We start from the raw sequence: 26,926 nt of genomic DNA on the forward strand, positions 1-26,926 counted from the left end.
TAAAAACAACAACCTAAAGCGCGTCGCATGAGGCCCGGCCAAACGCGACGCGCTTTAGCCAACGACGAAGGGCAATTTGCGCGAAGAAACCGCATGTCAGCGACTGTCTTTGACATAGCGTAGGGAGATGCCGCTCTACACGAAGAGAAAATCGCTGTTCGAGATGCTTGCGACGAGGACACCGTTCAGTGAAAGCGTGTCACTGTCGGAGAAGACGACCAGCGTGTCGCTCCCGACCTGCCGGAGTTCGCTATATCTTTGGTATCCTGAAATCTCCAGGAGATCATCGCCGGAAAGGTCGAAGTCGGTGATGGTGTCGTGGCCATGGCCGGCGGCGAAGACGAAGCTGTCGTTTCCCGTTCCGCCGGTGAGGATATCGGTGCCAAGACCACCGACGAGCCGGTCCGACCCGCCGCGTCCATCCAGCCGATCGGCGCCGCCGAGGCCTTCGAGCGTGTTGGCTGCGCCGTTGCCCACCATGGTGTTGGCGAGTTCGTTGCCTTTTCCCGCCAGATTGGCAGCCGACCTCAGGAAGAGGTTTTCGACGTTGTCGGCCAGGGTCCAGTTTACATAGGCGTGCGTCTCGTCGAAGCCGCCATTGTTCTCTTCGATGGTTTTGTCACCGGCATTGTCGACATGGAAGACGTCATCACCCGCGCCGCCGACAAGCGTGTCGGCGCCCGCTTTTCCGTTCAAGATATCGCTGCCGCCCATTCCATGAATGACGTCCGCACCGGAACCGCCGGTGAGCGTATTGTTGCCGTCGTCGCCTACGATTGACCCCGGCGGCGGCTCGTCGAGTGGATCGATCCAGACGAAATCCGAACTGCTCAAGGAGGCGCTGGTCACGCCTTTGAGGAGAACAGTGTCACTGTCGGAGAAGACGACCAGCGTGTCGCTCCCGACCTGCCGGAGTTCGCTATATCTTTGGTAGCCTGAAATCTCCAGGAGATCATCGCCGGAAAGGTCGAAGTCGGTGACGGTGTCGTGGCCATGGCCGGCGGCGAAGACGAAGCTGTCGTTTCCCGTTCCACCGATGAGGATGTCGGCGCCAAGGCCACCGACGAGCCGGTCCGACCCGCCCCGGCCATCCAGCCGATCGTCGCCGCCGAGGCCTTCGAGCGTGTTCGCTGCGCCGTTGCCGACCATGGTGTTGGCGAGCCCGTTGCCTTTTGCCGCCAGATTGGCAGCCGACCTCAGGAAGAGGGTTTCGACGTTGTCGGCCAGGGTCCAGTTTGTATAAGCATGCGTCTCGTCGACGCCGCCATTGGTCGCCTCGATGGTTTTGTCGCCGGTATTGTCGACATAGTAGACGTCATTACCCGTGCCGCCGACAAGCGTGTCGGCGCCAACCCCGCCGATGAGTTGGTCGGAGCCGCCGCGGCCCTCCAGCAAATCATCGCCAGCCAGCCCATCCAGCACATTGGCTCCCTCGTTTCCGCCGAGTTGGTCGGCAAAGGAAGAGCCTGTAAGATTTTCGATGCTGGTGAAGGTGTCGCGGTCGCTTCCGATACCGGTCCCGTCCAGGCCGAGATGTTGTTCCAGGGCGGCCATCCAATGTGAGGCGATTTTTGCATAGCCCCCGGCAGTCGGATGCAGCCCGCTGTCAAGCGGCGGCGCGGTGATGTCATCCGGTGTCAGATCACGCATGTCGACAAAGGCGATCTTGTGCCCTTGGGCGGCCAGTTCAGAGATCAGACCGGGCATTGCATCATTATACGCATCGACACGGTCTGCACGCGCTTGCGACTGTTGGCCGACGCGAACGGGAGGCAAGGATCCGACGAAGACGGTCAAGGCGGGATCGCTGGAGGTCAGGCTGAGCAAAAGGGTGCGCAAATCCTGCAGCATCGTTGGCACGCTGTCGGTCGAGCTGTCATTTGTTCCGGCGATCAGCAGCACGGCGTCGGGTTTCGTAGCTGCCACAACATCGTTGTCGATGCCGTTCAGTTGATTGAGCGTCCAGTTGCGGTGACCCTCGTGATCCCGATCGCTCATGCTGGCGGGTCCGTTGGACGAGGAACCGACGAAGTCGATCTTCACATTGAGTGCCGCCAACTGTTCCAGCATGAACTTCCGATAGCCGCCGCTTTCGGTATCGGAAGAGCTCGCGATCACGCCATAGGTAATGGAATCGCCCAGCGGCAGTATCGAAAGCAACTTGTAAGTATGGCCGGAAGCCAAATCGGCGATGACTCCACGGGACGAAGCGCCGTAAGTGACTGCGTCCGAACCGGCACCGCCGATGAAAGCGTCCGGACGGCTGCTGTCATAGAACACCGTCATAGTATTTTCTCCCCCTGGCAAAGCTGCTCACCGGCATGACCGCCCAGGCCGATCGTGTGATTCCACGATCTGCCGGCGTCCTCGTCCCGGATATTGCTGTTTGCGCGGCGTTCGAGTTGCCGATCATCCGTATTGTGGCGTCCCCATTCGGGGACGAGAACACGAGCTTTCCTCCGTCCGACGAACTGGTGCAGGAAAAAGCCTGAATCGAAGCCAATGCCGATCACGACGATACCGTGGTGCTCGTCGGCGACCTGTTTGACCCGGGTGTCGAGTACCATTGTCCATGGCCTCTCAGCCACTGACCTGCACCTGACGCCGATGCGATCGGTTTTCTGCAGGTCAGCGAGACAAATTCAATGTTGCATCGCACTCTTAGGCACTGCAACATAATATTTGCCACTACTTTGGGTAGATTGGCAACATTTTTTTGAGCCTGCAATACCTTGGCTCGACACCGGGCACGGTGACGCGGGCGGCGATCGCTGTTGCTGTTGTTGTACCAAATTGCGACAGGTCGGCAATTTAACGCGGGCATTTATCGGTAATTGGCACAAATTGCGCGCGCGCATTGAGCCAGGGGCGGCTTGAACTTTCGTCGTTGCCTGTGCGTTTAGGTTGTAGTACGCATTCTGTTGCAGTGCAGCAATATCCGGCGGCAACGTGCGGCTGCGTGAGGGCTCATCCCGTCCCCCGGAAGGTGAGCACCGAGCACCGAAGAGGTGAGGCGAAAATTCCGGAAGACGGGAGAAGCATGGGATGAGCATCGGAGCGGGCAGCGCCCGGCGTTGGCCGTCAGTCGGCATCGAGCGTTCACCCGTTGAGCGTTATGTCCTTGCAGCTCTTCTTTTTTTCCCGGTCCTGTGCGGGGTCGTTCCGATCCTGTTGTACGAGAAGGCGGCATCCCGCGTGGCGTGGCACGATCCTGCCCTCGCCACGGTCAGCGCCATCGGGTTGGCTCTGCTTTGCTGCCTTTTTGCATTCGTGCGCTATCCCGCCGAGGCGCGGGCTGCGCGCATCATCGTGGTCGGCCTGGCGATAACGCTGGGCCTTTTCAGCTTCGGGCTTGGAGACGAACTCGGCATTGCCGACGCAGCTCGCGCCGACGCGTTGGGCAATGTACTCGTCTATTCTCGCCTGATCGCGCTTTTGGCCGCGCTTTTTTCGATCCAGCGGCCATCCTTCGCCATTTTTCCGATGGTCTATTTCGCCTTCCACAAGAACGTCACGCGGGCAGTTTCCGGTGCTGCGGAACTGGGCCGCAACGACTATGCGCCGTTGATTGAGGTCGGTCTCTTCCTGGCCTGTGGCCTGTTGGCCCTTGGCCTGCTGCAGAGTTTGAGCCGGCTGAAGCTCTTCACCAGGAACCTGCCCAGCCTTGGCGAACTCGGAACCAGGGAGTTCGCGGCCCAGGCTGCCGGCATATTGCTGCTTGCCGGAATCGGCGCCCATTTTGGCAACTACTTCATGTCCGGGATGGCCAAGGTCACGCTTGACGGAGGGCCGTTGAGCTGGATCCTGGAGAACCCGACCAGTTCCATTATGCTGGCCGGGTACGGGTTGGGCGCGGCCCCGCTGGGCTTTTCCGAATCGCTGCTCGCTCATGCTTATGAAGCGGTCAGGGCGGTCCAGATTCCGATGAATGTCGTTATCCTTGCTGCGCAGCTTCTATGCTTTCTCGCTTTTTTGCGCCGGCGGTGGCTCATCGGACTGACCGCGTTCTTCGATATCATGCATATCGGGATCTTCCTTCTGAGCGGCGCCCTTTTTCTGCACTGGATCATTTTGAACAGTCTGATCGTCGCGGCTCTGACGAGAATGAAGGAAAGTTCGTTTTCCACGACTGCCATCGTAACCGGGATTGTTGTCACCATATTCGGCGACGCGGTCTTTTATAACGCGCGGCTCGGCTGGTACGATTCAAGGCAAATCCGGCAAGCACATTTCGAGGCGCTGACGAAAGAAGGTGACTGGGTGCGGGTCGCACCGAGCTTTTTCCGCGACGCTTCCTATCTGCTCTATGCCCGTCACTTCGGCTATCAGGAATATCGTCGTGAATCCGGCCACGTTCCGACCTCAGTTTGGGGCCAGATCGGGATCAGGAAGGTGCGGCCGAAGTCGTCGGACGTTGCCTCGTCCAACTATGAGGTCATGAAGCTTACCCAGGATTGCGCCTATCCAGTCGAACTGCCAATCACGCCGCCTGACTACGATGCGGCCCGCCCGGCGTCGTTTATTCTTGGACAGCACAATCGCGCCGCGAACTTGGCGAACTCGTCTGTCGCGGTCGGTTACAACTTCTATCCACACCATCATTATTCCATGCCGTTCCTGCACCGCGCTTTTGAGGCGCTGGAGCCTCGCGACATCGTCGCGTATCGATACCTGGTCGATACCGTCTGCCTCGATGTCGCGGATGGCAAGGTCGTGCGGCGGGTCATGACCCAGACATTGGGGCCCAGGATCGATGTCCGCCAGTGAATCCGGCGAGGGCGCTGCGGACGTTTCAGCACGCGAGTTTTGACTATAGGGCAGCACCAGTTTCCACGCTCGCAATCCTTGCCCCTGACGCTGGTCCAAGATTGCCACGGAAGTTGAATTTCATTCCCCAGGCAGCCCGTCATAATAAGGCCGGCGGCGGCATTACCAGCATGTCTCGAGGAGGAGATAAAAATGCGGCTCAACTGGCCTTTGGTTTTCACGGATAAGGTTTCATCGGTGGTTTCTGCCGCAGCAGGGAGGAAGCGGCGTCGACGTCAGACTATCCTGATCTGTGCAGCTGTGGCGGCCGGTTCTGCGATCGCAGGTTTTTCGGCACAAGGCGCCGAAACGGGAGCCTGGATCACCACTTGGGCTGCCACACCTGCTCCGCGCTGGTCGGATGATCTTCCTGCGCCTTTCGGAGTGCCGGAGGTATTGGAGAACCAGACCGTCCGCCAGGTCGCCCGCATCAGCGTTGGCGGCAAGGGCGTGCGGGTCGTGCTGTCGAATGCTTTTGGCGAAAAGCCGCTGACCATCGGTGCCGGCAGTGTCGGAATAGCAGGCAAGGACGGCAACGTCGATCAGGCGACCTTGAAGCCTCTGACCTGGGGCGGCAAGAGTTCTGTGGTCGTTCCGCCGGGAGCTCCGATCCTCAGCGACCCCATCGCTTTCTCGGCAGAAGCGCTTTCCGAAATCTCGGTCAGCATTTTCCTGCCGAAGAAGACGGCGCTGTCGTCGGTGCATTGGGATGGCGTGCAAACCGCCTACATCTCCGGCCCGGGCAATTTCACAAACGAGACTGCGTTCAAGGCTGACAGCACACTCAAATCGCGCCTGTTTCTGAGCGACATATGGGTTGACGCCGTGCCGGAATCCGAGGCGATCGTGTTTTTCGGGGATTCCATCACGGATGGCAATTGCTCGACCCCTGACGCCAACAATCGCTGGCCAGACCATATCGCCAACCGATTGCAGGAGGCCAACCGCAAGGTCGCGGTGGTCAACGAAGCTTTTTCGGGCAATCGCGTGTTGACCGACGGTATGGGTGTCAATGCCTTGGGACGTTTCGATTCCGATATACTGAGCCATCCCAAAGTCTCGACCGTCGTCCTGATGATGGGCATCAACGATATCGGCTGGCCCGGCGAAAATGCAATCACGCCGGACGACAAGGAACCGACGGCGCAAGACATCATCACCGGATACAAACAGCTTATCGACCGCGCGCACGCCCATGGCATACGCATAGTAGGCGCGACGTTGACCCCCTTCGCCGAAACCTTCAAAGGACTTCCCACCGAGGGTTACTACACGCCCGAGAAGGAAAAGATACGCGTCGCGGTGAACGAATGGATCCGCACCGGCGGCGGCTTCGATGGCGTGGTCGACTTCGACAAGGTGATGGAAGACCCGGCCAAGCCGGGGTATCTGCGCGACGACTACGACTGCGGCGATAACCTCCATCCCAACGACGCGGGATACAAGGCAATGGCAGACGCGGTCGATCTCGACGTCCTGTTGGGTTCAGCCAAGTAGTCGGCTGTCGCTGCTGACCTTGCCGCGCTGCTCAGGCATTGCGGCAAGGTCGGTTCGCGCATGGCTCAAGTGAGCCCGAGCCGGACAAGATGGCGTACGACCGGTGAGAACATCTCCTGACCGATGTAAGCTCCGGTGTTCGTATTTTCGAAGAGTGGGCCGGCGACGGCCGCATCCTCGATCACCGGAATACCTGTCTGGCGTGCTTGAGCCGTCATCTCGTCAGCCGCTCGGCCCTGGCCCTTGCCGACGACCGTCGGCACCGGCGTTTCACCCCTGACGTAACGCAATGCCACTGCGTGGTCACCGGACACGAAAACGATGACCGCGTTTTTCACGCCCAGCTTCGCCGGTTGCATCACGGCCTCACGCCGCTGTCGCTGCTGTTCATGTCGAATCAACGGATCGCCTTCGAGGTCCTTGTGTTCGCGCTTGTATTCGGTTGTCGTCATGCGCATGTCGCGCAGGAACAGCCAGCGCTGAATAGGAACATCGATCACGCCGATGACGACAAAGGCCAGGGCGGCGGCAATTCCAAGTGGTGTCAGCACCGCTTTGATAATTGGCTGCAGGCATGACGGAGCGCATCCCGGAGCATCGAAGAGCGGCTGCAGCCATGCGATCAAAAGGAATGCGAACAGGCCGGCCAGCAACACCACCTTGGCCAGGCCTTTGGTGAACTCGACGACGTTGCGCAGCGACAGGATCTTCTGAAGACCCTTCGCCGGGTTTATGTGATCGAATTGCGGCTTGAGCGGCTCAAACGAGAAGACCGGCCCGAACGTTCCCAGCATGCCGAAGACCACGGCGAGAACGACAACGATTCCGACGAGCGGTAATGTGGCAAGCATCAGCAATGACAAAGAATGGCGGATGGCCCGCAGACTGACTTCAACGAACGAATCGCCGGGGGTGGTCACGGTCTGCACGAGTTCCGAAAGGTGCCCGAAGAGCATCGGCCAGGCGAAATAAAGATAGCCAAGCGCTGCGAAAAGCGTGAAGCCGGAGGCCAGGTCGCGGCTCTGCGAAACCTGGCCTTTGCGGCGAGCGTCGCGAAGCTTCTTGTCGGACGCCGGTAGTTTCTTTTCCTCAGCTTCTTCGGCCATGTTGCAATCTTATCGCACTGTTGTGGTTCCAGTCGGCCAAGGCCGTGTGTAAGGTGCGGCGGGCTTGAATACGGAGAGGTGAATATGCGGCTGCACGTCGTGTTCTTGCCCGTTGTCGCCATGCTGGCGGCGGCCGGTTGTCAGACGACCAAAACCGGCACCGAGCAGGCAAAGGCACAGGGCCCGTCGTCGCAATCGGAGCGTCTGATCAAGCTTGCGGACGATATCCATGCGCAGGGAGACAGTGGCACCGCTATCGCGCTCTACCAGCGCGCGGCAGCGATGCCGGATGCCAAGTCGAGCGCCTTCGTCAAGGCGGGCGAGGCCTATATGCGAGCCGGCTACCCCGCCGAGGCGGCTAAAGCCTATCAGGCCGCGCTGGCAAAAGCGCCCAATGACGGAGGGGCAATGCTCGGGCTTGGCTCGGCGATGATGGAGACGGGCGATATCGATGCCGGCATGCGTGCGCTCGCGCAGGCCGCGCCGCTGGTCAATACCAGCAGCGCCTATATCAGGCTGGGCGTGGCGCAGACATTCGCCGGTCAGACGGGGCAGGCGCAGACCACTTTTGCTCAGGCGTTGAAACTTGCGCCGGGGGATCTCGACGTCGAGAGCAACATGGCGTTGGCCGCGGCGCTCGAAGGCAATTCCGCCACGGCACTGCCGCTGGTCCAGAAGATCTCCGCCGCACCCAATGCGCAGTTGCATCACAAGCGCAACGTCGTGGTGGTCTACGGACTTCTTGGCCAGGCCGATCAGGTCAGGGCCTCGCCACCGATCGGCCTGGCGACCAAGGAGGTGAATACCTTGCTTGCGCGTGCCAGAACCATCCGGTCGAAGGGCAGCACACAGGCAAGGGCGAAAGCGCTCGGCTCTATCCTCGGCTAGCGCAATTCCAGGAAAAGTGTGAAACGGTTTTCCCGGGAAAAGCGCATAGCGCTTTCCCTGGGGAATTGCGCAAAAACAAGGAGATAGAGCGGTTCGGCGTTTCCGTGAAACGACGAACCGCTCTAGAGCATCGGTCCGGAAAGGGTCGAGGCCGACGCGCAAACAACCGGACAAATTATGCATGTCGCGCAAAAGCGTGCCCTCGGGCCTGCCCGGAGGGTGGGCAAGGCCGCATCGGCTCACTCGACTGGGAGCGTTGTTTGCGGCGTCGCCGGCCCGCTGTTGGCTCCACCGATCGGCGCCTCTTCGCCATTGAGGTAACGCCGGGCGGCATTTGCCGTCGGCGCGGCCGCCGCCGCCCCCATGCGCCGGCCCTCGACGAGGTCCCGCTGGCTTTCGGCCATGCGTTGAAGATTGTAGGCGTTGGCGCAGCCGGGCGGCAGGTGGGAGCCGACGCCGGTGACGATCGTCAGATTGGTCGCAGCGGCAGAACGGTCGTCATCGACCGGTTGGTTCAGACATGCATTGGGAGCAAGGATGGAGCCGCCGACGCCCTTCTGCGAGCCGCCGGTGTCGGTCGAAACATAGCTGTAGCCGGGAGAATATTCCTGCGGCTGCTGCCGGCCGTTCGCGCAGCCGACCAGAAGCAGCACCGGAAGAACAGAGCACAATGCGATGCGAAATGTCATGTCCGGTTCCCCGCTACTTGATGATCAGGCCCATCGCCGATGCGTCATTGGCGCGCTTCCTGTGGCGCTTGGCCGCCGGACGATCGAGCGGCGTGGCGAGGCTGTCGCGCACCGGCTCGACCAGATAGGGCGTGATCAGGATCACCAGTTCCGTCTCTTCGCGCTGGAAGCGCTGTGACTGAAAAAGCGGGCCAAGCACTGGCACATCGCCGAGAACCGGAAACTTTTCCAGATTACGCGAGGTCCGCTGCTGGAAAAGACCGGCGATCGCAAAGGTCTGGCCGCTCGCCACCTCGACCGTGGTGTCAGCCCTGCGCACGACGAAACTCGGCATGGCAAAGCCATTGGCGCTGACTGAGCCTGCTTCCGACAAGGAACTGACTTCCGGCTGAACATGGAGCGCAATGCGATCGCGGCCGATCAGCGTAGGGGTGAACCCGAGGGAAACGCCGAACGACTTGTATTGAACGGTAACGACGTCCGTTCCTTGCGGAATCGGAACCGGGATTTCGCCGCCGGCAAGAAAGCTCGCGGTCTGACCGGTCATCGCTGTCAGGTTCGGTTCGGCCAGTATCTTGACGACGCCGTTGCGTTGCAGCGCTTCGATGAGAATGTCGAAGTTGATGCCCTGCGCCTGGTCCATGCTCAAACCAAGATTGCCGGTGCCGGAGGGCACGCCATTGTCCTGGAACATGTTGAATTCAAAACCGCCGCTCCTGTACCCGACAGACCAGTCGACGCCGTAGGACTGCAACTCAGTGCGCGAGACTTCGGCGAAACGGACCCGGATGTTGACCTGCTGCGACCCCTGCACGGTCATGTTGTTCAGCGGCGGCTGTTCCGGCGGCGAGAACGTGCGGGCGATATTGTCGACATCCGTTGCCTCCTCGACGCCTCCTGCCTCGCCGGTCGCGACAATGCGGGTCCCGAAAATCGAGAGATTTGTCGCCGAGTTCGGCTGCATCGCGTCTTTCGCTTCGTTGGCAGGCGTGACATCGGGGGTGACGCGGAACTGGGCCGTTGCCTCGACCCGCTCATCGGCCGTGATTGCAATGAGGTTGGTCAGGCCGGGCTTCAGGCCGAAGACATAGACCATCCCCGGCGACACGACCTGAAGGTCGGCGATCGTGGTGTCGGCGATCAGGACCGATTCAACGGGTTCATTGAAGCGCAGCAGGCGTCCTTGCCCGACCGGCAGGTCGACCGTTGGCCGGCTCGGCAATGGTGACACATCCTGTGCCATCGCGTCGGCATGTGTGAACAAAAACGCCAGCAAGACACCAATCGTCGCGATAGCGAGCCAGCGCATCCGCCCGGCGAAAGTGGCGGATCGAACGCCTGCTGCGGTATCGTGGATTGTCATGCCGTTCCCCTCTTGAGCATGTAGTTCCCCCAATTGTCCCAATCCGCCCGGCTGGCATCATGAGGCTGCCTCTTGTCCGGCTTTCGCCTCAGCCGATGGCAGCGACCGAGAGACGTTGCGTGCCACGCCCGAGCGGCCGGCTATCGTGGCCAATGGCTGGACGTTGAATTCCTGTGCGATTTCCCCGAAGGACAGGACCGGAAGCTCGATGGCATTGTGCGTGAGCAGGCTTCGCATATGACGGCGTACATCCATCGCCGCGAGGACGACCGGTGAGACATCGGTGGCGTTCTGCGACAAGGCTCGTTCGATTTCGGCGATCAATGCCTGTGCATCGTCATCCGAAAGGTTCAGGAACGTGCCGGTCGATGTGCTTTGCACCGCGTTTCGCAGGATATCCTCGGCCGAGCGCTGCAGAACATAGGCTGCGATGATGTTGTTACGGCCAGCGAAGCGGAAGCTGATCTGGCGTTTCAAGGACGTGCGGATATATTCCGTAAGCAGAACGACGTCCTGTTCGCGTTGACCCCATTCGATCAGCGCTTCGAGGATCAGGCGCAGGTTGCGGATCGGCACGTTTTCGCCGACAAGTCGCCGAAGCACCTCGGCGATTTTCTGCAGCGGCACGATCTCCTGCGCCTGTCTGACCAGATCCGCATAGTCCGGCTCCATGTCCGACAGCAGCCTGCGGGTCTCCTGGATCCCGACGAAATGGCCGGCGTAGAGCCGAAGTGCATTTCCGGTCCATCTGGCCGCTGCTTGCGCCGGCGTGGAGAAGACGAAGCCGGCTTCCTTCAACGCCGAAAGGTGGCGATCATCGACCCACATGAATTTGCGCTGGCCGGCAATCGGAGAACCCTTTTCGTAAGTCACATCGAGCAGATCGAGATGCGTTGGGTCCGCTTCGACAAGAACGCGGCCGGCGGGGATTTCAGCATCCAGGATGGGTGCGCCCTCCAGATCGATGCGCATGCTTCTCGCTGAAAGCTTCTCGTCGAGCTGCAGGCCGATAGCCGGAACGTCGACACCGAGATCGCCGAAAAGCTCGCGGCGCACGCCATCAGCGAGCGTGGCGAATTCGGGTTCCGGGACCGAGCGTCCGAGTTCGGTTCCGAAGCGTACGACGATGCGGGATGAAGAAGCCAGTGTTCCAACGGCCGTTGATGAAAGCGACGCGGGTTTTCCAGCTTGTTCGGCCATGGCGGTCTGGCCGATATCCCTAAATTCGGCTTCCCGCGCGGTGCGGCGGTTGATGGAGTAGGCGCCGGCGCCGAAGCAGGCACCAAGGATCAGGAACACAAGGGGCGGAAAGCCCGGCACCACGGCAAGGCCGACCATGATCACCGCGGCGAGTGCGAGCGCACGGGGGTCGCGTAGTAGCTGGCTGGTAATTTGCTTGCCAAGGTCGCTCGTGCCGTCCGAACCGCCGACGCGCGTCACCATCGTGCCGGCGGCCACAGCGACGAGCAGTGCCGGTATCTGCGCGATCAACCCGTCACCCACCGTGAGCAGTGAATAGGTCACGGCGGCGTCGCCCAGCGACATATCGTGCTGCAGCGTTCCGATCGCGAAACCGCCGATCAGGTTGACCAGAATGATGACAATGCCGGCGATGACGTCGCCCTTGACGAATTTCATGGCGCCATCCATCGCGCCAAACAACTGGCTTTCACGCTCAAGCTGCTGGCGAAGCCGGCGTGCCTCCGCCTGATCGATGTCTCCGTTGCGCAACTCCGCATCGATGCTCATCTGCTTGCCGGGCAGCGCATCGAGCGTAAAGCGCGCGGCAACTTCGGCAACGCGTTCCGCACCCCGCGCAACCACGATGAACTGCGCAACGGTGATGATCAGGAAGATCACCAGGCCCACGGCAATACTGCCGCCGACGACGAAACTACCGAAGGCCGAAACGATCTCGCCTGCGTCGGCCTGGAGGAGGATCAGTCGCGTGGTCGTGATCGTGATCGCCAGCCGGAACAAGGTGGCGATGAGGATGACCGATGGCAGCGACGAGAACTGGAGCGGATGAGAAACATAAAACGAAGCCAGCAGGATAAGCACGCTGACGGCGATATTGGCGGTGATGAGAATGTCGACGAGGAAGGTCGGCAATGGAATGAGCATCATCACCACTGCAACGAGCATCAGGATGGCAATGACCAGATCGCTACGGCGTGACAGCTTGGCAAGGAACTGCAGAAGGCGTTCCGATACCGTCATTCGGCGGCTCGATGCGACAGGAAGCTCCGCAAGGCATTGTGCGCCTCGGCCTTGCGGCCGGCCACAATCAACGCGCGGCTCTTCAGCAACGCCAGCGTCGGGTGGTCCATTCCCTCGAGCGTCTCCAGCCTGGCAATGGTGGCAAGCGCCTTGTCCGCTTCGCCATCGAGTATGAGCAGATGCGCCAGCGTGCGCAGAACGCCGGCATTTCCCGGCGACAGCTGCGCCGCGATAAGCAAATATGCCGCGCCCCGCTTTGCCTGCCCGTGACACCCGTAGAGATAGCCCAGGACATGCAGCAGATGCACTGTGTCATGCGGATCAGTCAGGTTTCGATTCCTTCCTGTATCCGGCCAAGCAGATCGCGATGACGCTCGATTTCATCCTCCATCAGCGTTCTGGCAAGTCTCTTGAGTGGCTCGCCTCCCTCAAGGCCGGCAACCAGATGCGTTACAAAATGCTGGAGAATGGGTACCGAGCGACGCAGGATTGCAGGCTCGGGAATACCAGGCATGACGAAGTTGATGAGCGCCTCGTCGAGCGATTCGCTGTTCGTGCCCCGAGAGGACTGGAATTCCGCGGTTCCTGGCTTTTCCGTACCAGCGGCCGATGTCGTCCCCTGGGCCCGGCTTGCGGCCTTGTCGACGCCGTTCATCCGCCGACGGTTGATTGCCTGACCACGCACGCCTTCCGCCTGCCGCACCTCGCGGCCGGTTGTATCCATCCTTGCCGTATCGAATCGCGGCCCTTCAAGCCGGCGGTTCACGGATATTTCAGCGCGACCGTGGCGCCGCCCTTCGTCAGGAGAAGTTCCGTCTCGCCAATGCGCTTGACGGTCCAGCCGTCATTGGTGAATGCGCCTTCATGATAGCGTGCGCCGTCGGTGGCGATGACATAGGGCCGCTCGCCATACCAGATCGCCTGCAGCCTCAGGCGCGGAGCTTGCTCGGCGTTGCCGATCATGACATTGGAGGCGAGGGTGAGGTGCGCGCCGAACGTCTGGTCGAACCAGGATTGCGTTTCGGTCCAGGCAGCATTCTTGTCATTGGCGATCATGCCCGAGACCACGAGCCGTCCAGGTGATTGCTGAACGGTCAATGTGCTGATGCCGGATTGCTCGAGGCGCAGCTTGAACTGGCGTTCCGCGTCGGCGGCACTGGGTGTCGGCGATGAATCGTCCAGAACACTCTGCCCGGCCTCGCCAGCGAGGGCCAACGTGATCGGTTTATCGACCTGAGCGGACAGCTTTTTGCCAATGTCCGGCTCGGCGAAGGAGAACCCATTGGCGGCGACGGAAACAGCGAAGACAGCAAAGAGAACGCTGCCTGCAACCAGCAGGGGGCGATTGGAAACAGACCAGCGATTCGGCGGGCGTTCCGGGTTGACCAGCCGGATATGGGCATCGCCGAGGCTTATCGACAGCGGCAGCTTGCAGCGGCGGCCCTGGCCTTCACGGATGACCTCGCCGGTGGCGAGCGTGACATCGCCGCCGACGGCTTCGATTTCAATCTGGCTGCCCTTGCGCCGCAACCTTGCGTGGACCGGCGCGATGCCGGCGTCCATAAGGACTATTTCGGACTCCGTGCTGGAGCCGACCGTATACAGAGGCTCGACCAGACTAAGTTGGGCGCCCGTGTGAAATCCCTGCGTTACGCTGAGCGCAACGGAATGTCGCGATGCCGGGGTGCGGCCGATAGCCCAATCTTTGCCGTTAGCCCAATCTTTGCCGTTAGAATGAGCGGTCATGCCACTTCATCTCCCGCTGATGACAATTCAGACGCAGCCTGGCAACGGCATCGAAACGTTCGTGCCGTGGACGTGCGCCGCCGGGTGCTTGCGGCGGCGCATGGTTCGAGAATCCCGCCTTAGGCCTTTTCGGCCGACTGGCCGAGCGTCCTCGCGGTGCTCATCAGCATGTCATGTTGGGACTTCGCGATCTCTTTTGTGATCTCGAGGCTAAACATGCGCTCCTGATGCTTGATCATCTTGTCCAGGTTCTGTTCCGGCGACCCGGCAGCGCCGGACGTAATGGGAGGGGTAGCCATCATTGTCTCCTTGAGGGACCATTCAAGTTACAAACTCCGGAATCACGTCGACGCGATCCGGCAGGTTGCGAAAGCAGCTTAAGGCAGCGTGATCGAAAATGAAAGTCCACTTGGAATATATGAACCAGTTCGGTTCCAACTGTTGCATTGCCACCATTGGAGGAGTAACCTGCCATCGGGGTAAATGGGGTATGGCAGAATGGAACAAGGTCCTTTGGCGGAGCTGTTGGTCGAACGGTTCGAGAATATGCCGCCGCAGCTGCGGGTCGCCGCGCGTTTCGTGCTGGACCATCCTAAGGATGTCGCACTGATGTCGATGCGCGAGCAGGCCCATCAGGCCGGCGTTTCGCACAGCACGATGATGCGGTTGGCGCGATGGCTTGGCCTTGAAGGCTATGAGGATATGCGCAGCCTTTATGCGCGCGCGCTGCGTGAGACAGGCGCCGGTGAGCCGGCGCGACGGGGTGCCGACCAGGGTGGCGTTCCCGGATATTCGACTGCAGGGGTTGTCGCCGACACGCTCGCGGCGCAGGTTTCAAGTCTGGGTGAGTACGGCAATGCCTCGCAATTCATCGCCGCCGCAGACCTCCTTGCACGATCACGCAATCTGTTTGGTCTCGGCGCGCGCTCCGGTTATCCGGTCGCCAGCCACTTCGTTCACATCATGTCGTTTCTGGCTGGCGGCGAACGCAAGGTGACGCTTGTCGGCGAGATGGGCGGACATGGTCTGGATGCCTTGCAGGGCGCGGGACGCGGCGACGTGCTCCTTGCTGTGGGCATGTCGCCTTATGAACGAACGACGATCGACGTGGCGCGCCAGTCGGCCAGGCAGGGTGTCGGCGTGGTGGCAATCACCGACAGCAGCGTGGCGCCGCTGGCCCGGATCGCGCGGGAGACCATCATCGTTACGGCAAATTCGCAGTCGTTCTTTCGCAGCATGGCGCCGGCGTTCGCCGCCGTCGAGATTCTGGCGGCACTGACGGCTGTGCAGTCTGAAGTGAATGCTGCCGAACGAGTAAGACAGTCGGAAGAGCAACTCGCTGCTTTCGGCATTTATTGGAAGCCGCCCCGGTAAGCTTCTGGGGCTTCCACTGTCGGGCGCGGGGGCGTTGACGGCAGGCAGACTGCCTGAACCAGGACTGGACCGGCTCCGGAGGTTGTTTGATGATCCGCCCGATTAACACCGTCAAGCCGCCGCCGCCGCCCAGGGTCGATCCAAAGGCCAATGCCGAGCAGATTACGCGGCTGCAGGCGGAAGCCACGAAATTGCAAAATGAAATCCGGCTCGCCAACAAGATGGGCGAGGCCGACGCGGCCGCGGGCGCCCGCCAGCGGCTGACGCAGGTCAATGCGGATCTGACGACGGCGCAGCCGACTGCCCCGTCGCCACAGTCGACCGCCCCGGCGCAGCCAGGACCGGAGCTGCCTGCCGCGGTCACCACGGCAAACGGCAATGGCGGCGCCACCGCCGCGCCGGCGCTTTTCACGCAGGATCTCGGCGGCGCGCCAAACCTCGTTGTTTCGCCGGAAGTCAAGGCGCCGGAAGTCAAAGCGCTGGAAGTCAAGGCGCCGAAAGTCGAGGCGCCGAACGCCAAGGCGAACGACATCCTCAAGGCGATCGAGGGCGGCAAAAGCATCGACAACATCGCCGCCGAGCAGCACATGGCTCCCGAGGATGTGGTGGCGGCTCTGAATGCCGGCGGCATGACGGCGGTAGCGACCGAGCACGCCAACGGCGACACCCGCACGGTGGTGATCACCGTTGGAGACCGCACGATCACCGAAAACCAGGATTATCATCACGGCGGCTACTACACCGAAGAGGCCGGCCCCGACTTGCAGGCGACTTCATCGCCGATCCGTGACGATCTCGGCCGCAAGGAAACCACCAGTGTCGACGCGCAGACCGGCGCGATCACGACGACGCTCGTGGACGATCTCGGCGACGGCGCGGTCACCGAACGCACGTCGAACCCGCAGACCGGCATCACCACCACCACTCACACGGCTGCCGACGGCACCGTCACGGTGGAGAAGGCCCTGCCGAACGGCGCAAAGGTTGAGATGGTAGCGCCCAACAACAGCGTCGCCTTGCCGGTAACCACGGTCACGGGGCCGGATGGCGACGAAGTAATCCTGGCGCAGACCCAGACCGCCGACGGCTCGGGCGCGGCGTCGATCCAGGAGCAGCTTGCCGAGGGCATGAGCATCGAGGAGATCGCCGAGGCGAGCGATCTCACGCCCGAGCAGGTGATCGCCGAGCTGAACGCCGCCGGCCTCGAGGTGACGCAGGGCGGCGACCCGGGCGAAACCCTGCAGATCGTCGTCACGGATCCGGAGACGGGCAAGACGGTCACCTACAACAACGACTACCAACACGGTTCGACTTCGGTGACGACCATCGAGGGGAATACCGAGACGACCGATACGGTCGACGGCAATGGCAGGACCAGCCACACCGAGCGCAACACCGAGACCGGCGAGCAGACCACCACCATCGTCGACCCTAAGAACAACACCGAAACGACGATCGTCGTCGACAAGGACGGCCGGCGCACCGAGACCATTGTCGAGACGCTGGGGGATGGCGAGCCGATCGATTACGAGGTCCAACCCGGTGACAATCTGAGCGACATCGCCGAGGCGCATGGTGTGACGCTGGAGGATCTCGCCGAGAGCAATCCGGAGCTGTTCAGCTCTCCGCGCGATCCCGACCTTATTCATCCCGGGGAAACCGTGGTGATCGACGGCGCCACCAGGACCACCGTCGAGGTGACGTTCAACGGCTACACGGTGACCGAGAATCCGGACGGCACCGTCACGGTCGCCAATCAAGAGCATGGCTACGAGATAGAGGTTGAAGCCGGCAGCCTGGAGGCGGATCTGGCCGAGCTCTTGACGGATGTCAATCCAAACAGCAGCGGCCCACAGGAGGCCCGCGAGGCCGAGACCGTCCTCAACACCCTTGACGGCATCTTCGCCAGCGAGGCCATCCAGCAGGAAGGAGCAGGCCTGGATCTCGAGGCCGTCGAAGGACTGGGAGAGGTGTCGGCCGCAGCCCGCGAGGTGGTCGAGGAACACGGCCCAGGGATCCCGGCCGAACCGGTGATGGATCAGGACGGCGAGGTGCTCGACCTTTATGGCGAGCGTCCCGAAGAGGCTGGTGCCGACTGGGTGCCTATGGACTGGCAGGGCGCGGTGCGCTGGGTCCATCCGGATGTGGCGCAAGCCCTGATGGCGGATTCGGAGACGCTGGCGACGATCAGCGAACTTTCCGCAGTCATCGATGCATCCAATGCGCAGAGCGACGTTTATGCGCTCGACTCGGACCGTGCCGGCGCTCAGGATGCAGCCGAGGATACGTTGAACGGGGTCCTGAACCCGCACGGCTACGCTATCGATTTCGAGAAACCCAAAGCCACGATCGAGGAAGCCCGGGAGGCGCTGACCGCGGCCCAGACCGTGCTCGACGATGCCACCGAAGTGAGGAGCACCTTCGAGGAAGCGAGTTCGGCGCTCGACGCGGCCATAGAAGCAAATCGCGAACTCGATCCTCTGGTGGCCGCTCCGGATCCCAACGCGCCCGAGACCACGGCGGAGGATTCAAACATCCACACCGACGTCTACCAGCAGGAGGCATATGCCGGCTCCCGCGCCGAACACGCCGAGGTCGAGGCCTTGTTCGGCGAGTACAACCGCCTGATCGCGGAAGGTGACCTGGGTTCGATCGATCTTGCAATCACCCGTAACGAACAGGCCGGTGTCGACACCCAATCGCCCGATCATCAGAATCTGCTGGGCCTGCGCGACTTGGCGCAGAATCGCGTCGAGCTGGGGCAGACCTACGCGGACTATTTGCGCGCCGAGAGCGACCTGCGCGGCTTTGAAGCCGAGTCGGCTCGAATGATGCGCGAGATGTTCGACGAATGGCTGGAGGACAATTCCAGCGGCGGCGACGACATGTATGCGCGAGCCTATGTGACCGCCGACGGTCAGGCGATGATCGATGTGTATTACGATCGTGGACACTATGTGGAGGAGTACGACATCGACCGCCCGATGTCGCACCACTCTCGGCACGGCCAGTCGATCAGGCTGAGCGTGTTTGATCAAGATCTTAATCCAGAAGTGTCGCGCAATCCGCCGGGGTCGTGGGTCGATGAGTCGCTGAACGAAGCCTGGAACGAACATGTCGCGACCGGCGTCCCTGAAGGTAAATCGCTGAACACCGCCTGGAACGAGCATCCGGAAGGCATTCCCGAAGAGTACGAGATCCACACGCATGGCGAGACGTTCATTGCGGCGCGCGAAAACGCCGCTGCAGATCTGAACGAGCTCATGGCATCGAATGCGGAAACCGCACTCGGGACGTTGAACGAAGGCCTCTCCGCAGTCCGGAGCCAGTTCGAGAGCGATCTCGCCGAGTATGGGCCAGGCACGACCGAATTGTCTGACGGCGCCTTTCCGGACGGCGTCGAACCCGTGAGCGTCGAATGGCAGGGCCAGACCATTATGGTCTCGCCGGAAGTCAAGGAACAGCTGGAAGCCGGCAATCTGGATGCGGTCATCGAGAGCGGGACGCCGATCCAGGTGCAGATAGACGTGACGCCGGATGACGATGAGTACAATCCCGAGAGCCGCTGGGTCACGCCGGAACTGGCGTTGAGCACGCTCGACCTGGCCGCGGTCAACACCGAAATCGGAAATTTGGAGGTGTTCCGCGACCAGATGAACGGAATCGCGGCAGGTCAGCGCGATACCGCCGAGAATACGTACAACTATTACATGCCGAAGACCGTGCTGGACGAGCGCCTGGAAAACGACAAGCAAGACGTGCTGGATGCCGATTTCCAGTCCCAGTTCCAGAGCTATTACCAAAACGGCTTCGATGGCTCCTTCCACACCCGGGAAGGTGATGCGCTCGAACAGACCATTCAGGACTCGCTCGGCCTTGACGCCGAAAACGAGGATCACGCCGATATCCTCGAATCCGTCGCGGAGGGGATTCGCGAGTTTGGTGGTGACGCGCCCGAGGTCTCCGCGATTCCGATATTTTATGTCGACGAGAACGGCACCAGCCAAACGATGCTGTTCGGCGTTCGCAATGACGAGGGCGAGATCGGTTATGTAGATATAACGGGCAAGCGCTACGCGGATATAGAGGACTTCCGCCACAACAACGAGCAGTTCAGCGACGACGGGCGGATTGTCTACGCCAAGAACCTGGACATGACGCCGGGCGAGGACGGCCGGATCGAGATCGACGCCCAGCAGGCCCGCGTACTCTCGGCTTGGGAATCCACTATCGATCCGATCGTGGGTATCGGGACCGGCGTCGCGACCATCCTGTCCTTCACGCCGGCCGCGCCGATCGCGGCGCCGATCGCCCTGGCGGGCGCCGCCTATCTCGGCACGCGCGCGGTCATCAACCAGCATGAACACATCAGCCGCGGCGGCGAGTGGACCGACACGCAGTCGATCATGAACGTCGTGAGCATAGCAACGACCGTCTTGCCGCTAGGCTCGAGCGCCATGCGCCTGGGCGGGCTTGTCCGGGCAGGCGTTCCGCGCGGAACCGCCTTCATGGCGAGCATTGGAGGGACCAGGACGACCAACGACTATGCCAACCACATCGCCCGATACATGCAGTCGGGAGCCACCTCCAACCGCATTGCCTACGGTATCGACGCAACGACAGTGGCCGCCGCTGTGCCGCTGGTCGGCGTTTCCGGTTACGACATGGTCGTCAATGGCGGCGACATGAACGGGCTTCAGCTCGCCAGTGCCATGATCAATTTCGGCGCAGGCGCATTCGGCACCGGCATGGGCATCAGGGGGCTATCGGTCCGGCCGGGATCCGGACAGACAGGCACCGGCACCCACGGCCAGAACCCACAGCAGGGTGCCGACGGCCCCGTGCCGGATGGCGTAGTCCCGCCGCCGGGCAACACGACGGGGCGGCTCGCGATCGCCGCCGGAGACAGTGGCCGGCCGATGGTGATCCACGAGCAGGGTCCCGACGGGGTTTACCGGCCCACGGACAAGATAGCTTTCCACGATGCCCATCACCCGGTGATCGAAGGAACGGTGACGAACGTCCACGATGAAGGGCCGAGCGCCCCGGGCGAGCGCGGCGATCCCGAGAATGCCACCGACCGAGGCGCCCAGGAAGCGCGTGAGCAGAACGCCACCCGGCCGGCGGATGGCGATCCCGAGAATGCCACCGATCGAGGCGCCCAGGAAGCGCGTGAGCAGAACGCCACCCGGCCGGCGGATGGCGATCCCATCATCGTGCCGAACGAGCCGACGGCAACGGATGGTCCGATGCGCCTCGTCTGGGATCCGCAGACGCGCAGCTTCACCGGCATGCCGGAGCCGGATACCAGCGGCTATGCCTACAGCAGCGGCAAGGACCCCAAGACACCATCCGCCTATCTCGACGGGCTGACCAGCGAACAGCTGCTGGCCAGGTACGAGGCAGAAAAGAGCTACTATTCGAGCCGCGAGTTGGCCGAGCGCTACGGCCCGGATGGCGTGCAGATACCACGCACACCGCTGCGCGACATACTGCCCGACTTCCGCATCGGCGTCACGATCCGGACGCGCTTGAATACCGGCGAGTACTTCGACATCGGCTCGCCGACGGTGGCGGCCGCAGGCGTCGGTATTGGAACCAAGACCGATCTCGGCATGATCGGGTGGTCGGTCGTCGACAGCATCAGCCAGCGCAGCATGACGCCGTTCAAGGATGCGCTCTACACTCACGGCGTCGTCTCCTACCGGGCGCGGGAATACAGGAACATCACCGGCCTTCAGGCCGGCGTCTGGCCGGTGTCCAACCAGACGGCTTTGCCGGTTCGCGGCAGCGATCTTTCGGCAGCGGCAAGCAAAGCGATATTCAGCGATGCGACCGGCTACAACGTCAGGCCGCTGGATGCCGCCATCGTCGGGATGACGCCGGATGGCGAAGGCACTGTGATCGAAATGACCTATACGCCTTCGCTCGAGGCTAAGGACGCCACGCTCGTTGTTGGCCAGCACGATTTCTTTGGCGTGCCGGCGGAAAACAGCACTGGCCACGTCGAGCTGGAGGGGGCGCTTCCGTTCGACCGTGTCATGACCGAATTCAAGGCCGGGCTGCGGCTGCCGATCGTGGCCAACCATGTCGAGGCAGTCGAGCAGATGCCACGCCTCGGCTTCGAGAAGCGCCCGGAACTGCCTGTCAAGGACACGCTCCAGCCGGGCGACATCGTGTCGAGGCAGACCTACGACCAGATCCAGTCCGCTCTCGGCTCGACAAACCTGAAGATCCAGTTCGCGGTCAAGGATCCGGCCAAGGCGTCAGAGCTCATCGCGGCGATCGGACAAGGCGATGGCATCGCCTCAATCCGTGACCTCGTCAAGTCTGGTCAGATCGACCCGTCGAACACAGTTTCCTTCGTCGATGAGCCGACGCTAAGCGGGTTGCGGCTTTCGGCCGTGCCGGGCAAGGCGCCGACGGCGGACATCGTTCTGCTGACCGGTGAGAAGGCGCGCGTTGCAAACCCCGAGGCAATGCTGATCGACGTCATCTTCAATGATCAAAACAGGCTTCCCGGCGTGCTCGGCCTCAACCCCGACCGGATGGCAACGTCGGCGGCCTACAAGGTGAAATCGACGGTGCAGTCGTGGCTTCCAGCGCGTTTCACTCCCGACGGGACGCCGCAGTCCCGTTACATGCCGAGCGCCGGCAACATCTATCGGAACCTGTACGGCGCTGACGGCACGCCGGCGACACGCTACACGCTTTCACTGTCGACGCCGCCTCTGCCAGCCGGGGCGGTGGCTTTCAGCGCCGAGGTGAGAATCCAGTACAAGTCCAACGCAGCCAAGGTCGCTCCTTCAATCGCCAGGAATGAAACAGCCACGCTGGCCTTCGATCGAGCCGATGGCCGGAATGAAACGCTGACGGTCCCGGCCTGGCTTGCTCGCGCCGTGGAAACTTCGCGCGACGGCGCCGCGACCGGCATTCCGAAGGGGGCAAAGGCCTCCCTGGATCAGTTCCTCTCCGAACTGGGAACGACGGCAAGACCCGACCAGCGCGCGGCGATCGAGCAATTCCGGACGAAATTCGGCCCGTCGATCGTCGATGGCGGCTTCATGCGCCAGAACGTTGCCGACGGGGTGCTGACGTTCCTCTCCTCGCAGGTCGGCAGTCGCCGCAGCGGACCGATGCAGCTAAGGGACGAGACTGGGCAGTCGGTGACGGCAACCCGCTACGGGCCGCTGCCGCCGAGTGCGGAGAATGTCTATGTGCCGCCGGCCGATGCGCCGAGCGCGCGCGGCGACGAACCGGAGTTGATGCATAAATCGCATATCCTGTTCCGGGATCCCGAAACCGGAGAGCCCTATGTCCTGCCATGGACGCGCGGCGCTTCCGATGACCATGTGCCGGGGAGCCTTCCCGAGGAAGGCAATCTGCCCGTCGACGGCGCCGGCGACCCCGCAAGACCCTTGCGCGGCAATGTCGGCCCCTATGTTTTCCGCGCCGATACACGCGCGCCGAGCGAGATCAGGGACGCCGGCGGCTTCTCGCCGCCGCCGCCGACCGGAATCTGGGTGGACAATCCGCAAGGCATCGTCCTGAGCAACTATGTGCTGGGCAATACCCATGGCCGTTTCGTTGGCACCAGCCAGTCGATCTCGGGCGCCAAGGCTTTCGTTTCGGAAGAGTCACGGGCCGCGCGGCAGCAGGGCCATACCTATCTCTACACGCTCAATCCGAGTAGACCGCGCCTCCACGTCCCGACCGAGTTCGAGGCGATGGGCCGGCCGGTCAGCGACAGCATGGCCCGCGTCGACGAGACTGCAATCGACGGCAGCATACCATGGAACGAGGTCCATGGCTGGCGGATGATGGATCCGGACGGCAATTTCGTCGGTGAGTTCACGCGCAATGAGGATGCCGTCGCGCCTGGCGGATCGACACAAAAACGCCCGCAGGTGATCTTGCGGCCGGCCGACGAGTTCTGGGATGCGCCAGAACAGGCCGAAGCGCCGCCGCCGCCAGTGGCCGCGGTGGTCGGCCACGAAGCCCCGGCCGTGGCCGGCGAAACGCCGCCGACAGAGAATAGTGCTGCCGAAACGCCGACAGCCGCGACATGGCCGCCGGCGCCTGACCGGGGCAGGGCGGTTTTTAACCCCGTCAGCGGAAACATCATCAGCCTTGAGCTTCCGGCGAGTTTCGCCGCGGAGCCGGGATTTGCCGAACCTGTGCGGGCACCGACCGGGCCGGAGGTCAGAGCGCTTGCAGCCGATAAGATTGCCGGGCTGACCGGTCCGCAATTGCACGCCATCAAGCCGGAGAACATCGCCAAGCTGGCGCTTGAGCAGGTGGCTGCGCTGAGCCCCGAGCAGATCCGGCAGTTGACGTTCGATCAGCTTGCCGCGCTTCCACCGAAGCAGTTGCGGGCGCTGGGTGGCGAACAGCTCCAGGCGATCAGGCCAAGCAAATTGCAGGCTGTTGCCTCTGGCCGGATCACCGGCTTGCGGCCGGATCAGGTCGCGGCCTTCTCGCAAGAGCAACTCGCCGGATTGACCATCGAGCAGGTGCGCAAGCTGACGCCCGACCAGATCGCCAAGCTCAGTGACGAGCAGCGCAACGCCCTTACGCCGGAACAGGTCACCGCCATGCGGCCTGCCCAATTCAGCCATCTCAATGCCACCCAGTTTGCGGCGCTGGACCCAGCTCTCGTCGCGGCACGCAATCCTGCGACAATGGCAAAGCTGTCTCCACGCCACGTCTCGGCACTGACGCGGGAGCAGCTTGACGCTCTGACCATTCATCAGATCGAGGCGCTGACGAAACAGCAGATAGCGGCGCTGACGCCGAAGCAGCTTGGCGAGTTGAGCCCCGGCCAGTTGCGCAAGTTCACGCCCAGGCAATTTACTTGGATGTCGACGGAGCAAACTAACGCGCTTTCGGTGCTGCAGATGACCACTTATCGGGCGACCCACAAGAAGATCATGACGCCGGATCAAACTGCGGCCGTCGATCAGGCGCTGACCCTCGCCCGCATCAAGGAGAACGCGCAGTTGGTCGCGACCTTTGGTCCAATGGCCGGCTCCTCCTACACGGTATGGCAGATACTGCCACCGCATTGGGCCGCGACGGCTGCGGGCGTTGCGTTCGGCGTGCGCGGCGTCGTCTTCAGCGCGCAATCGGTCTTTCCGAACGCCACGGCAAATCACAAGCCGCTGGGACGCGCCCTCAATGCCGCGAGCGGGGCGTCGTTCATCTTCTCGTCTCCAGGCTCGGCCGCCGGGCTGCTGCGCGGCGACAATGTCTGGTTGAACGGCTCCTTCTCGCTGGGCAATGTGATCTACGGCACGAAATCCGCGCTGCAGTCGATCGCCGGACGGCCGGTGTTGCGGAACGTGGCCGAGCATCTGGCCGGTCCTGGTTATGTCTTCGGCTCCCTTCTCTACACGGCACAGAACCTGCACTCGCCGCTGGCCGCTTCGGCGGGCGCCTTGTTCACCGTCGGCAGCGCCGAGTTCTGGGTGTCGGCCGCGCGCACCGATCTGCTCAACCGCCGGGCCGTGCCGAGGACGCCAGAGCAGATCGACGCCCGGGCAAAGTCCGACGCGCGCTGGGGGATCGCCGATCGCATCGCGCTTGGCGTGACCTTCGGCGTCGGCATGCTGCTGTTTGCCTGGGATACGCTGGACGACCAGCCATGGAACACCGGCAAGACGCCGCCGACCAAGCCGACCGCGCCGGGCGACGCACCTTCCGGCGTCGATGGCGCGCTACCGGACGAACAGACCGCGCCGGGTAACGATCCTTCCGGTGTCGAGGGCGCGCCGCCGGACGAACAGACCGAGCAGCCTGATCCCGGGACGCAAACCCCGCCGCAGGATTTCCCGCAACTCGCCGTGCTGGCCGATGACGGCCTGAACTTGCGGACCCAGCCTGACGGGGATTCGACCGTGGTGACGGTTCTGCAACCCGGGAGCTTCGTCGAGCAGACCGCCGCGCCTTCGGCAGACGAGTCAGGGGAGGCCTGGATACCGGTCGAAGGTTTCGGGCCGGACGGCGAAATGCATAGTGGCTGGGTTTCCGGCGATCATGTCGAGGCGCACGCCGACGGCAGCAGCAACCCTGCGGGCCGCACCAATCCAACGCTGGAGCAAGACGGCTACCAGTGGGTCGAGGTCAAGAACGGCGACAGCATTCGCCTGATCGCCAGGACCCATTCCGCGGATGTGGCCGAGACGGTGGTGCTCAACATGGACCATATAATGAGCCCGGATGTGATCTTCTCAGGCGACCGCATCTACCTGCCGGCCACCTTGGTCGGCTGAGAAACCGCGGGCCTGAGCTTGTCGGTTCTCGCAGCATAGGCATGCGCAACGCAGCCGGCCAGCTTTGCCGCCCGCTCCGCTATCGGATTGGAGGGTTCGGAAGAGTAGGAGGCGGTGAACTGTAGGTCAGACGGGTGCCATTCGCATTCGACGATGCGCAGTTTTCCGCTTGCGAGATAGTCCTGGACGACGCCCTCGGGCAGCGAGGCTATGCCGATTCCGTTGAGTGTCATCGTGATGGAAGCGGCCAGCGAGTTGGCCGGAAAGATGCGCGGCGTCTCCTCGAATTCGCCGGTGAGCTTGCGGTAGAGTTCGCTGTAGGGTCGCGTGGTGCGCGCGTAGCTGATGATGGGAAACTGCATCAGGTCGTTCAGCGTCACCTTGCGCCGGTGAGGCAATTCCAGCTGCGGCGAGCAGACCCAGACAAGCGGAAAGGACGGCATCTCGATATTCTCGATGCTGTACTCCAGGACAGGGCCCATCAGCACCGCAAGATCGAGCCGGTGTGACATGAGTTCGTTGCGAAGGGTCGTCGTCGCATCGACGACGATATCGGTATCGACAAGCGGAAAGTTTGCCTTCAGTGCCGTGAGGAAATCCGGCAGCCAGGTGTGCACGATCGTTTCGGCGACCCCAAGCCTCAGCACCCTCGTCGTCTCTGAAGTCTCTGAAAGAGAGCTGGCCATCAGTTGCAGCCGCTCTGCGACACGCAGAACCCGTTGGGCAGGCGGCAGCAGCCGTTGTCCCTCGGCGGTGAGCCTGACCGTGCTGCTCTGTCGCTCGAACAGCTTGGCGCCAAGCGCTTCCTCCAGCCCAGCAATTCGGGTGGACACCGCCGGCTGCGTGGTGTTCAGGCGTTCAGCCGCCCTGCGAAAGCTTCCGAACGTCGCCACCAGGAGAAAGGTTTCGAGCTGCTTGATATTGAAAGGTATCACGACTGGGAATCACTCATTTGCGGCTTTCGGG

At 62.2% G+C, this 26,926-nt stretch carries 17 protein-coding genes; 5 read left to right on the forward strand and 12 right to left on the reverse strand.

The features are described 5' to 3' along the window. Positions 1–135 precede the first annotated feature (135 nt). The 3 genes from AC0L28_RS02330 to AC0L28_RS02340 all read right to left on the reverse strand — a co-directional run bounded on the left by AC0L28_RS02330 (position 136) and on the right by AC0L28_RS02340 (position 3,504). Positions 136–2,286, reverse strand: a complete 2,151-nt coding sequence (locus AC0L28_RS02330; RefSeq protein ID WP_473475290.1) for a GDSL-type esterase/lipase family protein — start codon at positions 2,284–2,286, stop codon at positions 136–138. Continuing rightward, a complete protein-coding gene (locus AC0L28_RS02335) occupies positions 2,283–2,567 on the reverse strand; it encodes a hypothetical protein (protein WP_287071679.1) in 285 nt (94 codons plus the stop codon). The genes AC0L28_RS02330 and AC0L28_RS02335 overlap by 4 nt, the downstream gene beginning before the upstream one ends. A 532-nt stretch (positions 2,568–3,099) precedes the next feature. After that, positions 3,100–3,504, reverse strand: coding sequence for a hypothetical protein (locus tag AC0L28_RS02340; protein WP_473475292.1), 405 nt, complete (start codon positions 3,502–3,504; stop codon positions 3,100–3,102). On the opposite strand from AC0L28_RS02340, the gene AC0L28_RS02345 reads away from it, so the two are divergent. Together AC0L28_RS02345 and AC0L28_RS02350 are read left to right on the forward strand one after the other, a co-directional pair. Next, positions 3,484–4,767 carry a hypothetical protein gene (locus tag AC0L28_RS02345; RefSeq protein WP_473475294.1) on the forward strand — a complete coding sequence of 428 codons (1,284 nt, stop codon included), beginning with the start codon at positions 3,484–3,486 and terminating at the stop codon, positions 4,765–4,767. The genes AC0L28_RS02340 and AC0L28_RS02345 overlap by 21 nt on opposite strands. A gap of 435 nt (positions 4,768–5,202) precedes the next feature. Further along, positions 5,203–6,303: an SGNH/GDSL hydrolase family protein gene (locus AC0L28_RS02350; protein WP_473475296.1), complete on the forward strand. Its 1,101-nt coding sequence runs from the start codon at positions 5,203–5,205 to the stop codon at positions 6,301–6,303. Positions 6,304–6,368: 65 nt separating this feature from the next. Here AC0L28_RS02350 and AC0L28_RS02355 read toward each other — a convergent pair whose 3' ends face one another. After that, positions 6,369–7,409, reverse strand: coding sequence for an EscU/YscU/HrcU family type III secretion system export apparatus switch protein (locus AC0L28_RS02355; protein WP_473475298.1), 1,041 nt, complete (start codon positions 7,407–7,409; stop codon positions 6,369–6,371). Between the two features lie 120 nt (positions 7,410–7,529). Between AC0L28_RS02355 and AC0L28_RS02360 the strand changes: the two genes are divergently transcribed. Beyond that, a complete protein-coding gene (locus tag AC0L28_RS02360; protein WP_473475300.1) occupies positions 7,530–8,297 on the forward strand; it encodes a tetratricopeptide repeat protein in 768 nt (255 codons plus the stop codon). 239 nt (positions 8,298–8,536) lie between these two features. Here the strand turns inward: AC0L28_RS02360 and AC0L28_RS02365 are convergent, their stop codons facing one another. The 7 genes from AC0L28_RS02365 to AC0L28_RS02395 all read right to left on the reverse strand — a co-directional run bounded on the left by AC0L28_RS02365 (position 8,537) and on the right by AC0L28_RS02395 (position 14,614). Next, a complete protein-coding gene (locus tag AC0L28_RS02365; protein WP_473475302.1) occupies positions 8,537–8,986 on the reverse strand; it encodes a hypothetical protein in 450 nt (149 codons plus the stop codon). A 13-nt stretch (positions 8,987–8,999) separates the two neighbouring features. Next, positions 9,000–10,349 carry a type II and III secretion system protein family protein gene (locus AC0L28_RS02370; RefSeq protein ID WP_473475304.1) on the reverse strand — a complete coding sequence of 450 codons (1,350 nt, stop codon included), beginning with the start codon at positions 10,347–10,349 and terminating at the stop codon, positions 9,000–9,002. 57 nt (positions 10,350–10,406) lie between these two features. Then, positions 10,407–12,569 (reverse strand): type III secretion system export apparatus subunit SctV, encoded by a 2,163-nt coding sequence (sctV, locus tag AC0L28_RS02375; protein ID WP_473475306.1) that lies wholly within the window; start codon positions 12,567–12,569, stop codon positions 10,407–10,409. Beyond that, complete coding sequence (locus AC0L28_RS02380; protein WP_287171961.1) at positions 12,566–12,877, reverse strand: tetratricopeptide repeat protein; 312 nt, start codon at positions 12,875–12,877, stop codon at positions 12,566–12,568. Before AC0L28_RS02380 ends, sctV begins: the two co-directional genes overlap by 4 nt. Before the next feature lie 17 nt (positions 12,878–12,894). Then, the gene (locus tag AC0L28_RS02385; RefSeq protein WP_473475308.1) at positions 12,895–13,293 is read right to left on the reverse strand and encodes a hypothetical protein; all 399 of its coding nucleotides are present in this window, start codon (positions 13,291–13,293) and stop codon (positions 12,895–12,897) included. Between the two features lie 38 nt (positions 13,294–13,331). Beyond that, positions 13,332–14,315, reverse strand: coding sequence for a SctD/MshK family protein (locus AC0L28_RS02390; protein ID WP_473475310.1), 984 nt, complete (start codon positions 14,313–14,315; stop codon positions 13,332–13,334). Between the two features lie 119 nt (positions 14,316–14,434). Continuing rightward, positions 14,435–14,614 carry a hypothetical protein gene (locus AC0L28_RS02395; protein ID WP_023799517.1) on the reverse strand — a complete coding sequence of 60 codons (180 nt, stop codon included), beginning with the start codon at positions 14,612–14,614 and terminating at the stop codon, positions 14,435–14,437. 214 nt (positions 14,615–14,828) lie between these two features. Here AC0L28_RS02395 and AC0L28_RS02400 point away from each other — a divergent pair, with 214 nt between their 5' ends. Both AC0L28_RS02400 and AC0L28_RS02405 read left to right on the forward strand, forming a co-directional pair. Beyond that, positions 14,829–15,689 (forward strand): MurR/RpiR family transcriptional regulator, encoded by an 861-nt coding sequence (locus tag AC0L28_RS02400; RefSeq protein WP_473475312.1) that lies wholly within the window; start codon positions 14,829–14,831, stop codon positions 15,687–15,689. Positions 15,690–15,778: 89 nt separating this feature from the next. After that, positions 15,779–25,960, forward strand: coding sequence for a LysM peptidoglycan-binding domain-containing protein (locus tag AC0L28_RS02405; RefSeq protein ID WP_473475314.1), 10,182 nt, complete (start codon positions 15,779–15,781; stop codon positions 25,958–25,960). Here the strand turns inward: AC0L28_RS02405 and AC0L28_RS02410 are convergent. Next, the gene (locus tag AC0L28_RS02410) at positions 25,933–26,895 is read right to left on the reverse strand and encodes a LysR family transcriptional regulator (RefSeq protein ID WP_128245325.1); all 963 of its coding nucleotides are present in this window, start codon (positions 26,893–26,895) and stop codon (positions 25,933–25,935) included. The genes AC0L28_RS02405 and AC0L28_RS02410 overlap by 28 nt on opposite strands. Positions 26,896–26,926 lie beyond the last annotated feature (31 nt).

The organism is Mesorhizobium sp. WSM4847 (assembly GCF_055811335.1).